Annotated in this window: 11 protein-coding genes and 1 tRNA gene; 2 read left to right on the top strand and 10 right to left on the bottom strand. The window is 68.8% G+C overall.

Annotated features, from left to right (window positions below):
• Positions 1-69: 69 nt before the first annotated feature.
• From bfr to WCD84_RS06115, 3 genes are all read right to left on the bottom strand, one after another.
• Positions 70-540: a bacterioferritin gene (bfr, locus tag WCD84_RS06125; protein ID WP_343255783.1), complete on the bottom strand. Its 471-nt coding sequence runs from the start codon at positions 538-540 to the stop codon at positions 70-72.
• A 121-nt stretch (positions 541-661) separates the two neighbouring features.
• Positions 662-868, bottom strand: coding sequence for a (2Fe-2S)-binding protein (locus tag WCD84_RS06120; RefSeq protein WP_343255812.1), 207 nt, complete (start codon positions 866-868; stop codon positions 662-664).
• Positions 869-923: 55 nt separating this feature from the next.
• A complete protein-coding gene (locus WCD84_RS06115; protein ID WP_343255782.1) occupies positions 924-1,493 on the bottom strand; it encodes an RNA pyrophosphohydrolase in 570 nt (189 codons plus the stop codon).
• A gap of 154 nt (positions 1,494-1,647) precedes the next feature.
• Here WCD84_RS06115 and WCD84_RS06110 point away from each other — a divergent pair.
• Positions 1,648-1,724: transfer RNA gene (locus WCD84_RS06110), tRNA-Met, on the top strand.
• Positions 1,725-1,864: 140 nt separating this feature from the next.
• Here WCD84_RS06110 and WCD84_RS06105 read toward each other — a convergent pair.
• From WCD84_RS06105 to dgcN, 7 genes are all read right to left on the bottom strand, one after another.
• Positions 1,865-3,952, bottom strand: coding sequence for a nitric oxide reductase activation protein NorD (locus WCD84_RS06105; protein WP_343280766.1), 2,088 nt, complete (start codon positions 3,950-3,952; stop codon positions 1,865-1,867).
• Positions 3,953-3,964: 12 nt separating this feature from the next.
• Positions 3,965-4,753 (bottom strand): CbbQ/NirQ/NorQ/GpvN family protein, encoded by a 789-nt coding sequence (locus WCD84_RS06100; RefSeq protein ID WP_343279554.1) that lies wholly within the window; start codon positions 4,751-4,753, stop codon positions 3,965-3,967.
• A gap of 15 nt (positions 4,754-4,768) precedes the next feature.
• Positions 4,769-6,136, bottom strand: a complete 1,368-nt coding sequence (locus WCD84_RS06095; RefSeq protein ID WP_343280765.1) for a cbb3-type cytochrome c oxidase subunit I — start codon at positions 6,134-6,136, stop codon at positions 4,769-4,771.
• Between the two features lie 39 nt (positions 6,137-6,175).
• Positions 6,176-7,018, bottom strand: coding sequence for a c-type cytochrome (locus tag WCD84_RS06090; protein WP_343255778.1), 843 nt, complete (start codon positions 7,016-7,018; stop codon positions 6,176-6,178).
• Positions 7,019-7,028: 10 nt separating this feature from the next.
• Positions 7,029-7,154, bottom strand: a complete 126-nt coding sequence (locus WCD84_RS06085) for a hypothetical protein (RefSeq protein ID WP_343255777.1) — start codon at positions 7,152-7,154, stop codon at positions 7,029-7,031.
• 52 nt (positions 7,155-7,206) lie between these two features.
• Entirely contained in the window at positions 7,207-8,418 is a 1,212-nt protein-coding gene (locus WCD84_RS06080) for a DmpA family aminopeptidase (RefSeq protein ID WP_343280764.1), read from the bottom strand.
• Positions 8,419-8,533: 115 nt separating this feature from the next.
• Positions 8,534-9,577, bottom strand: coding sequence for an N-acetyltransferase DgcN (gene dgcN / locus WCD84_RS06075; protein WP_343280763.1), 1,044 nt, complete (start codon positions 9,575-9,577; stop codon positions 8,534-8,536).
• A 393-nt stretch (positions 9,578-9,970) separates the two neighbouring features.
• Here dgcN and WCD84_RS06070 point away from each other — a divergent pair, with 393 nt between their 5' ends.
• The gene (locus WCD84_RS06070; RefSeq protein ID WP_343280762.1) at positions 9,971-11,683 is read left to right on the top strand and encodes a gamma-glutamyltransferase family protein; all 1,713 of its coding nucleotides are present in this window, start codon (positions 9,971-9,973) and stop codon (positions 11,681-11,683) included.
• Positions 11,684-11,729 lie beyond the last annotated feature (46 nt).

The following is an 11,729-nucleotide window of genomic DNA, read 5'->3' as shown; positions in this document are numbered from 1 at the left end:
CCCTTCCCTGTGGGAGCCATGGCTGCGATCAGCCGCCCGTCTCCCCTGTGGGAGCAGCTACAGCTGCGATCAGCCGCCCATCTTCGACTGCAGGTAGTTCTGCTCGCCCACGCGGTTGATCAGGTCGAGCTGGGTCTCGATCCAGTCGACGTGCTCTTCCTCGGAATCAAGGATGTCCTTGAACAGGCGGCCGCTGGTGTAATCCTTGATGCTGTCGCAGTACTCGATGGCCTCGCGCAGCACGGGCAGTCCGTCGAGCTCCAGCGCCAGGTCGCACTCAAGGATCTCGCGCGGCGACTCGCCCACCCGCAGCTTGCCCAGCGCCTGGAAGTTCGGCAGCCCCTCGAGGAACAGGATGCGGTCGGCCAGCTGGTCGGCGTGCTTCATCTCGTCGATCGATTCCTCGTACTCGTGCTTGGCGAGTTCTTCGAGGCCCCAGTTCTTCAGCATCTTGGCGTGCAGGAAGTACTGGTTGATCGCGGTAAGTTCGTTGTAGAGCGCCTTGTTGAGGAACTCGATGACCTTGGGGTCGCCCTTCATGGCATGTCTCCGGCTGGCGTGGGGAATGATCCTGACGACTCTAGCGCCAACCATCCCCATCTGCCGGAACGCGAATCGTGATCAATCCCACCTTCATCCGGGCGGGGCGGATGCAGGTGCCTCAGGCCGCGTTGGCCAGCGGCAGGACCTGGAGGACCCTGCGCGAAGCGGCCTCGTCTTCCAGCAGCGCCACCGCGGTATCCACGCAGCTGCCGCAGCAGGCGCCGGCGCCGGTGCGCATGGTGAGCTCGGTCATGCTGCCGCAGCCAGCAGCGGCGGCCTCGCGGATCTGGTGGTCGGTAACCCCGTTGCAGACACAGACGTACACGGCGGACTCACGGTTCATGGGACGAACCGATTGTCCTTCCATATGAGAATGATTGTCAATCCTGAACGAGGCGCGTTCTCGTCACCGGCGCCGGACGCCCTCGTCCGCGCTGGGATTCCAGGCTGATCGTCGGCACCGCCCCGGAGCCCGCCACCTGACGCGCGAACGGCGCCAGATGTTGCAGCGCGCGCGTATAGACACCGCGCTTGAAGTTCACCACGTGTTCGAGCGGATACCAGAAATCGACCCAGCGCCAGTGGTCGAACTCCGGCGTATCGGTCAGGTCCAGGCGCAGGTCGGCGTCCGCGCCGGTGAAGCGCAGCAGGTACCAGACCTGCTTCTGGCCGATGCACACCAGCCTGTCGTTGCGGCGGATCGCACGCGGCGGCAGCCGATAGCGCAGCCAGCCCGGCGTGGCGCCCAGCACGTCGACGTGGCGGGCCTGCAGCCCGGTCTCTTCCGCGAGCTCCCGATACATGGCCTCGAGCGGGGTCTCGTCGGAATTCATCCCGCCCTGCGGGAACTGCCAGCCGTCACGGCGCACCCGGCGCGCCCAGAATACGCGGCCATCCGGATGCATCAGAACGATGCCGACATTGGGTCTATAGCCGTCCGGATCGATCACGATGCGGACTCCTGAGTCTTTCGACGCCTGCGACGTCACTGCGATCGACTCTGCCACGGGGCGCCGGGGCGGACAAGCCGAGGCCGGGGATTTGACGGCGCCCGGTTGCCCGGTGGACAATTGCGGGCTCGACGCGCCGTGCGCACGAGTCCATGGCTATGTAGCTCAGCTGGTTAGAGCACAGCACTCATAATGCTGGGGTCGGTGGTTCGAGTCCACCCATAGCCACCAGAATCACAAGAAATATCAGTCAGTTGCAAGAAAAAAGCCCGCCTCCGATGCGGGCTTTTTCGTGACACGCAATCACCAGGCCAGGCGAGACTCCGCTACCGGCCAGGCCGGTCACGGACTTCCTGCTCGGCCGCCGCCCATCACCGCGCCAACAACCTCCGCGTCCAGTCCAGCAACACCAGCGGCAGCCGCTCAGGCGCCGACAGCACCGCGTAGTTGTCCGGCCCGAACACCTTCGGAAGGTATCCCGGCGCCTGCAGGTCCACGGTCAGGCAGAACGGGAAGATGCCCTGCAGCCGCGCTTCGGTCACCGACTGGCGCATGTCCTCGACGCCGAAACGTCCGTCATAGCGGTCGGCATCGTTGGGCTTGCCGTCGGACAGCATAAGCAGCAGGCGGTGTTCGGCAGGCTGGCGCATCAGCAGCGCTGTGGCATGCCTGATGGCGGCGCCGGCGCGCGTGTAGTTTTCCGGCTCCAGGCCGGCGATGCGCAGCGCGACGTCCGGCCCGTAGGCCTCGTCGAATGCCTTCAGGCTGCGCATCGACACGCCGTGCGGGCCTTCGCCGGAGAAGGCCATGACCGAGAAGGGTTCGCCCAGGCCTTCAAGGGCCATGCAGACCAGCAGCAGGGCCTCGCGCTCGACGTCGATCACGCGCCGGCCGCCGCCAATGAAGCCGTCGGTGGAGCCGCTGCTGTCGACCAGCAGCGACACCGCAATGCTGCGCCGGCCCGGGCGGCGCGCCTCGTACAGGCCTTCGCGAAGGAAGCCACCGGCCCGCAGGTCGGCGCGGCCTTCCACGCAGGCATCGATGTCGATGTCCTCGCCGTCGCCCTGGCGGCGCAGGCGGACGCGCTCCGGCCGCAGGGCCTCGAACTGCCGGCGGATGCCGTCAAGGTGCGAGCGGTGGCGGGCGAGCGTGGCATCGACCCAGCGCGGATCGCCGGCCACGGGCGGCATCATGCGGATGGTGGTGCCGTGTTCGATGTACGACGCGCTCGCGTGATCCCATTCGGGATAGCGAAAGCGGGTCCCGCCGGCGTCGGGATCGTCGAATTCGATCCTGGCGCGGGTGGCGGGTGGGTCGTCCGACAGCAGGACTTCACGCGGCGGGTCGGGTGCGGCGATCATCCGCGTCGATGACAGCTCCGACAGCATGTCGCCGTATTCGTCGGCGCTGGTTTCGTCGTCGCGGTCGACCGGGCGCTGCAGGCCGAAGGGATCCTCGGCGACCTCGTGCGGCGCGTCCTGCTGGATCATCCACACGCCGGGTTCACCGGGGCGGTCCTCGTCTTCGGTCGCTTCGCGCTCTTCGGGCCGCCGCTCCATCCGCGCGCTGCGGACCGGCCCGGTGTCGTCATCGTCGCGCCCGAACGGTTTGCCTTCCACCATCCGGGCCACGGCGCCCACCTCGCGCAGCTCGCCCGTCCACCAGTCGCGGTACAGCGGCATGGGACCGAGGCGGCGGACGGCGGCGGCGTCGAGGCCCCAGTCCTGAAGCAGGCGCTCGGCCCGGGCGAGCGGGTCTCCATCCCGGCTCGCTCCGGAGCCGGATCCGGAGTTGGCGCTGGAGTCGACGTAAGAGCCGGTGTCGCCGTCGGCATTGCGGACCGACGCGACCTCCAGCCCACTCTCCAGGATGTCCCGGACAAGCCGCTCCAGCGGCTGTCGCGCCGTCGCAAAGGCGGCGAGCGGGGGGCGTGCCGCCAGCGCCAGTCCGCGAAGCCGCCGCAGGGCCGGCACCAGGCCTGGAAAGCCGCGCGCGACCTCGGCTTCGGCGGCCTGCGCCTCGAGCGCCAGCGCGGTGTCGCGCAGCAAAGGGCTGCGCTGCCCGGCGATCGCCTGCACGTGGCCACGCATGGCCCGGCACGCCTGCTGCAGCGCCATCGCGCGATAGAGCTCCGACGCTTCGACGGCATCGCAGGTCCCGAGGTGGGCCGGCAACCAGATCGCGTCGCCGCTGGTGGCGGGCAGCGCCCGCTGATGACGTGGATAGGTCGGCCGGTGGAACAGCCGGTGGAGCACGGTCGGGCGCGCCGGCGGCAGCGCCACCCGGAACGTCAGGCTGGTGCCGAACGCGGCCGACACCAGCAGGTCGAGGCGCCGGACCAGCGACGCGAGCGCAATCGGCTCGTCGGGCTCGCGCGCATAGTGCCGCCGCCAGGTGTCGCGGATGAACACAGTGGCGTGCCGCGCCACGTCGACGACAACGTCTTCGGCCTCGGCCACGTCGGCGGCCGCCTAGGGGAACATCGCGTCGACGAGTTCGCGCATCGCGCCGAGCAGGGTCGGATCGTCGCTGAGCGGTGAAACCACCGCCGCGTTGCACGCCTCGCCTACGCTGATGCCGCTGGCGACCAGGCGTCCGGCGGCAATCAGCAGGCGCGTGCTCGGAACCTCGGCCAGGCCGCGGTCGCGGAGCGAGCGCACGCGGCCCGCCAGCTCAACCAGCGCAACGGCAGTGCCGCTGTCCACGCCGCTCTCGGCGACCACGATCGCGGCCTCGGCCGGGGGCTCGGGAAACCCGAGCTCGATCGCCACGAAGCGCTGCCGCGTGCTCGGCTTGAGGTCCTTGAGCATCCGCTGGTAGCCGGGGTTGTACGAGATCACCAGCTGGAAACCCGGCGCCGCCTCCAGCGTCTCGCCGGTGCGGTCGATCGGCAGGATGCGGCGGTAGTCGGTCAGCGGATGCAGCACCACGATGGTGTCCTGGCGCGCTTCCACCACTTCGTCGAGGTAGCAGATCGCACCCTCGCGCACGGCGCGCGTCAGCGGACCGTCCTGCCAGACGGTGTCGTCGTGGCGGATCAGGAAGCGGCCTATGAGGTCGCTGGCCGTCAGGTCGTCATGGCAGGACACGGTGATCAGCGGACGCCCGAGCCGCCAGGCCATGTGCTCGACGAAGCGGGTCTTGCCGCAGCCGGTCGGGCCCTTGAGCATCACCGCCAGCCCGCCGGCGTGGCACTGCTCGACGATCTCGACTTCGTTGCCCGTGGGCAGGTAGTACGGGCCGGCCTCCGCCGGCCTCATGCGCTCATCCACCCATCAGCGCCCCGGGCGCCGCTGCAGCTCGCCGTCGGCATCATTCGCGATCACGTCGAACTGCGGGCGGTACCTGAAGAAGTCGAAGATGAACATCGCGACGCCGGTGGCGAAGATCGTCGCCGTCAGGATCAGCATCAGGAAATGCACCTGGATCTTCAGCTGGGCATCGAGGTAGCCCATGCCCATGATCCGCTCGAGATAGACCTGGGCGATGCCCGCAGTGCCGAACGACAGCGTCATGCCGAACATGCCCGTCACCTGCAGCCAGAACGCCCAGTAGCCGAGCGGCGAGTAGTTGTTCTGGGGTCGGTTGGTCAGGCCTGGCAGCGCGTAGGTGATCATTGCCATGGTGATCATCGCGTAGGCGCCATAGAACGCCGAATGCGCGTGCATTGCCGTGACCAGGGTGCCGTGGGTCCACTTGTTGACGCTGGGCCAGGTGTGGGCGAGGCCGAGCAGGCCGGCGCCGAACAGGGCGAAGATGGCGCTGCCGATGGTCCAGTGCAGGGCCAGGCTGTTGGGATGGCTCACGCCGCCGCGGCGCATCGCCGCATAGGCGTAGATCGCCATCGCAGCCAGCGCCAGTGGCTCAAGCGCGCTGAAGAAGCCGCCGATCGGCAGCCAGATATGCGGCACGCCCACCCAGTAATAGTGATGCGCAGTGCCGAGGATGCCGGCGAAGAACACAAGGCCCACGATCACGTACAGCCACTTCTCCATCACCTCGCGGTCGATGCCGGAGAGGCGGATCAGCAGGTAGGCGAGGAAGCCGGCCATGATCATCATCCACACGCCCTCGACCCACAGGTGGATGGTCCACCAGCGGTAGAAGATCGAGACGGTGTAGTTCTCGTAGTGCAGCAGCGCCGGGATGTAGAGGATCGCCGACAGCGCAAGGCCGCCCAGCAGCACGCCCTCGGTGGTCGTGAACCGCCCGGACTTCTTGATGGTCATGCCGATGTTGTAGAGGAACATCAGCATGCAGATCACGATCACGATCTTGTGCGGCAAGGGCTGCTCGAGCAGCTTGTTGCCGGTGCCGTAGCGGAACAGGTAGCCGATGACCGCGGTCACGCCCATCAGCGTCCACAGTCCCAGCTGCCAGTAGGCCAGCTTCGTGCTGTGCAGCTCGGTGCGGGATTCGTCGGGCACCATCCAGTAGGTGGCGCCCATGAAACCCGTCAGCACCCAGACGATCAGCAGGTTGGTGTGGATCGTCTTGGTGACGTCGAACGGGAGGATGTACAGCAGCGGGTCCGGCCCGAGGTACTTCGCGGCCGACAGCAGTCCGAACACGATCTGCAGACCGAACAGCACCATGGCCACGGCGAAGTACCAGTAGGCCACTGATTGGGACTTGTAGCGCATAGAAAATCTCCCGGTGCCGGCGCAGGACGCCCGCCAGTCTTATTTCATCGATCCAAGGAAGGCCACGAGCTGGTCGACTTGCTCTTCGGTCAGGCTGTCCGCATAGGTGTTGGGCATGAAGGACGTGCCTTCGGCCGAGAACATCGCGCCTGGCACGAGGTGCGCGCTGGGCGTCACGATGGATTCGCGGATGTAGCCCTCGACATCGGTCGCGCTGCCGGTGTAGTCCGGCGATGCGATCGTCTGCGCCGCGCGCTCCGACATGCCGGCCATCGATGGCCCCGCGAGCTGGACGCCGGGCTGCAGCGAGTGGCAGGCCGTGCAGACCGGCACCGCGGTCCCGAACAGGTTCTCGCCGATCGCGCGCGGGTCGCTGTCGGCGCGCACGGGCCTGACGTCCTGTGCCTCCGCCGCGCCCTCGGCCGTGCCCTGCGCGGCCACGACGACCGACCCGCCGGACACCAGGATCGGACGCGGCGGCCAGCCCTGGTTGTCGACCTTCGACACCCAGTCGAGGAACTTGACCAGGTTGGCGATCTCGACCTCGCTGAGGTCCTGGGTCGGCATCAGGCGGCGATGGCGCTGTTCGTCATAGAACTGGGACGGATCGCGCATATAGGCCTTGAGGTAGGCCTCGCCGCGGTGCTGCGCGATCTTGGTCAGGTCGGGCGCGTAATAGGCGCCTTCGCCGAACAGGGTGTGGCAGTTGATGCAGTTGTACTTGTGCCAGACGTCCTTGCCGTGGGTGATCTCCGGCGTGATGTCGTCGGCGTTGGTGAGCTCGCCGAAACGCATGTGGCTGTAGAAAGTCAGGCCGAGGAACGCAACGGCGGCAAGGCCTGTTGCGACGATGGCGAAGATCCGTGACTGCCGCTTGTTCATAGGTCCTTCCTCAGACGGCGATCGACGGCCAGTAGGAAATCGCGGTGTATCCGGCGTAGACCACGGCCACCGCCATCAGCAGCAGCACCAGGATTCCGACCCAGCGGACGGGTGACACCAGACTTGTCGCTTTCATTCGACTGCTCCCGGATCGGGCGGTGCCAGGACAGTGCCGGCCCGCGCGGAACCTACTGTGGCATTGCTTGCCGCGTCTTGCATTGTGCGGCGCAGCGGTCGACGTCAACGAGCAGCGGCAGCACCCCTTCCAGCGGCAGGGCCTGCACCGTCCCGCGGTGCCCACTCATGGTGTCCGATCGGAACAGCGAATTGACGATGGCTTCCTCGGTCGCCTCCGCCACCGCTTCGAACAGCGGCGTCATCGCATCGTTGGACAGAGTGACCACCTGGTGGCGCTGTTCGCCCTGCGCTTTCCGCACCCCGGGCGCCGTCGAAAACGCGATCACATAGTCCCCGGACCCGTTGCTCATCGATCCCCCGGTGCGCCCCAGTCCGAGCAGCGCGCGCGTCGCCAGCCGGCGCAGCAGGCGCGCGTCCAGCGGGGCGTCGGTCGCGACCACGATCATGATGCTGCCGTCGCCGTTGTCGGTCGGCGCCTGCCGGGCAGCCGGCGGTGCGGGCGCATCCGGCCGCATGCCGTCCAGCGCCACGCCATCGATCGTCAGGCGACCGCCGAAGTTGCTCTGCACCAGCACGCCGACGGTGTGGCCGCCTTCCGATGACGCCAGCTTTCGTGAACTGGTGCCGATGCCGCCCTTCCAGCCGAACGCGACCGTTCCGGTTCCCGCGCCGATGGCGCCTTCGTCGGTGTTGTCGGTGGAAGCCGTGTCCAGGGCCTGGTGCACGTGCTCCGGCCGGATGGGGCGCGCGCGGATGTCGTTGAGGAAGCCGTCGTTGGTCTCGCCCACCACGGGATTCAGCGAGCGCACTTCATCCATGCCGGGTTTCGCCAGCTGCCACGCGACCAGCGCATCGGCCGCGCGCCATACGCCCAGCGTTCCGGTGAGCAGGATCGGTGTTTCCAGCTCACCCAGCTCTTCGACCTGGGTGACGCCGATGAGCTTGCCGTAGCCGTTGCCGACCACGATCGCGGCCGGAACGCGGTCCCGGTAGAGATCGCCCGGGTGCGGCAGGATCGTGCTCACGCCGGTGCGGACATCACCGCCCTCGATCACGGTGGCGTGTCCCACCGCTACCCCGCTCACATCGACGATCGCGTTGCGCGGTCCGGTCGGCCGCACGCCAATCACCACACCGGCATCGCGTGCACGCGGCCGCTCGGTGCCCGCGGCTGCGGCTTCGCCCGAATGGGCGCTGCCCGCCAGCAGCACGGCCGTCACTGCGACCGACGACAGGATCCAGCTACGCGGTTTGCACGGCATCGAAAGCGTCCTGTATGGCCCGCGGCCATTGTCACCGACGCGGACGCATTCCGCGTCAGTCCAAGAAGTTGAAGAACCCGCCGCGTGGCCAGCGGGTGGTTGGCGTGTGCCAGCGTCAGTCCGGGAAGCATGCCCGCAGCCTGTCGATGATGCGCGCGGTGCCGTGGCGCACGGGGTCCTGCGCCGGCAGGCCGAGCAGGTCCTCGGCCTCGTGGCAGGCACGCTCGGCCGCTTCGGCGGAAAGCTTCGCCGTGTTCAGCGCCACGCCCACCGCGACCACCGCCGGATTGGTGAGGCGCGCCACAGCCAGGTTGGCGTCCAGCGCATCGCGCAGTCCCGGGAGCCGATAGTGGGCGAGCCCGCGCAGATGCGGCCGGCCGGGTTCGTCGCACAGCACCAGCGCATCGGCCTGCGCACCGTGCAGCAAGCCCAGCGAGACTCCGGCGAACGAAGGATGGAACAGCGAGCCCTGGCCTTCGATCAGGTCCCAGCCGCCGTCGAGGCGCTCGGGAGACAGCCATTCGATGCCGCCGGAAATGAAGTCGGCGACCACGGCGTCGATCGGGATGCCGCGACCAGCGACGAAGATGCCGGTCTGGCCGGTGGCGCGGAAGTCGGCCACGAGGCCGCGCGCGCGCATTTCGGCTTCCAGCGCCAGCGTCGTGTACATCTTCCCGATGGAGCAGTCGGTGCCGACGGTCAGCAGGCGCTTGCCGGCGCGCTTGAGACCGTTTCCGACCGGCGTCGCGGGCGGCGTGCGTGCGTCGAACAGATGGCGGCCACTGCGCCTGGCGGCTTCGACGATCTCCGGATGCGATACCAGCCTGTCGTGCAGGCCGGACGCGACATTCATGCCCGCCTCGAGCGCGGCAATGGCGTGCCCGACGGCGTCCCCGTCAAGCCTTCCGCCGGCGTTGGCCACGCCAATGACCATGGTGTTGGCGCCGGCCGCGCGCGCCTGCGCGAAGTCCATCACCGGAAGGTCGATCGTCGCCTTGCAGTCGGGGCCGCGGAACTGCCCCACGCACCACTCCGGCCGGAACTGCAGCAGGCCGCGCGCGGTCTTGCCCGAAAGCTCGTCCGGCGCGTTGCCCACGTACAGCAGGAACGGCGGCGACCAGCGGGGATCGTGGGAAACGGGTGCGTGTCCGGTAGCCATGGTGCGGGCCTTTGGGGCGGATGCCCGGGTTGGAGCCATCTTCGGTGGCGGACACGGGCGGCGCTATTGAAAAGATGCCGTCCGGGCATAACCACCGGTTATGCCCCCGCCGTGGTCCCGGGCGCGTGGGTCATCCAGCAGCATGTTGCGGTCATGTGGCGGCCGCCCCAGCGTGCCCGCATTCATGCGCAAACGTCGTCCAGCTTTCCTGCGTGCAGGCACGCCCATGGGTCATGGACTGCCATAACCCTCGGTTTGGGCGCCAGCAAGCATTCCGAGGGCTCCGCACCCTCGCGATGGCGCTAGCCTTGGGCGGCACCGGCACAGCGCGCGCCACCACCCACCCAGCCCGGATCACCCACGTCCATGCCACGTCCCGGATCTACGCCTCCCATGTTCTTGCGCCGCGGCCTGCTGCCGACACTGGCGCTGGCAACCCTGCTCCTGGCCGCCTGCGCCGGCACGCCGCTACGCGACGACGCCGAAGCGGCGCAGCCCGCCGCCGCAAGGCCGGGGATGGTCAGCGCCGCGCATCCCCTCGCCACCGAAGCCGGCCTCGACGTACTGCGTCGCGGCGGCAGCGCGATCGACGCCGCCATTGCCGTGCAGGCGATGCTCGGCCTGGTGGAACCGCAGAGCTCCGGGATGGCAGGGGGCGCGTTCCTGCTGCACTACGCAGCCGACGGCGGCGGCGTTGACGCCTATATCGGCCGCGAGCAGGCTCCCTCTTCCGCGGGCACCGCGCTGTTCAACGACGCCGACGGCCGGCCGCTGACCCGCGCCGAAGCGATGCTGAGCGGACGCGCGACCGGGATCCCCGGCGTATTGCCTGCCCTTGAGCTGGCCCATCGCGACCACGGCCGCCTGCCCTGGAGCACGCTGTTCGAGCCAGTGGCCGCGCGCGCCGAAGCGGGATTCAAGGTCACGCCGCGCCTGCAGCACCATATCGACGGCACCTTCCCGCAGGCCTCCGCACCCGACGTCAGGCGGCTGTTTTCGGATTCCGACGGCACACCGCTGCGCGCGGGCGAAGTGATGCGCAACCCCGCCTATGCCGCAAGCCTGCGCGCGATTGCAGCTGGAGGTGCTGCCGCACTGCAGCGCGGCGCACTCGCCGAAGCCATCGCCAGGCGCCTGGACGAGCCTCCCCACGGTGCCCGCGTGGAGGCCACCGACCTCGCCGGCTATCGCGCCGGACGCACGCCGGCGCTGTGCCGCCCGCTGCGTGCGCACGTGGTCTGCGTGCCGCCCCCGCCGTCCAGCGGCGCCGGCCTGCTGCAGCTGATGCTGCTGCTGGACGGCACCGACATCGCCGACCGTGGCCCGGACGATCCCCAGGCCTGGCTGCTGTTCGCCGAGGCCAGCCGCCTGATGTACGCCGACCGCGACCACTACGTGGGCGACCCGCGCTTCGTCCCGGTGCCGGTCGATGGCCTGCTCGACCCGGCCTATGTCGCTGGCCGGCGTGCGCTCGTCGGCACACGCGCCGCGCCGCATGCGCCCGTCCATGGCGCTCCCGCAGGCGCCCCGTCGCTGGCCGTCGATGGCACCGACGAGCCCGGCGGCACCAGCCACTTCGTGGTTGTCGACGGCGCCGGCAACGTGGTGTCGATGACCACCACCATCGAATCTTTCTTCGGCTCCGGGCGCGTGGTCGGCGGCATGCTGCTGAACAACCAGCTGACCGACTTCTCGTGGGGGCCGGGAGCCTCGGCGGCCAACGCCATCGCGCCCGGCAAGCGCCCGCGCTCGTCGATGTCGCCGGTACTCGTGCTCGACCACGACGGCGGCTTCGTCGGCGCGCTCGGCTCGCCGGGCGGCAACGCCATCCCTGCGTATATCGCCAAGACGCTGGTCGGCTGGCTGTACTGGGACCTGCCGCTGGACCGTGCCATCGCCCTGCCGAACCTTGTCGCGCGCGGCGACCGCTTCAACGGCGAAGCCGATGCGATGACACCGGCACTGCGCCAGGCCTTGGCCGCACTCGGCATCAAGGTGGAAGCAGGCTCCGGCGAAGACTCCGGCCTGCATGGGGTCGAACTGCGTGACGGCGGCCTCCACGGTGCCGCGGACCCGCGGCGCGAGGGCAGCACTGCCATGCCCTGAGCGGCGGACACAGCCCGCCGCGTTGAGCGATCATGCTGCGCGCTCC

This window comes from Luteimonas changyuni (assembly GCF_039548395.1).
Classification (GTDB): domain Bacteria; phylum Pseudomonadota; class Gammaproteobacteria; order Xanthomonadales; family Xanthomonadaceae; genus Luteimonas.
This window is presented reverse-complemented; position numbering and strand designations above follow the sequence as displayed.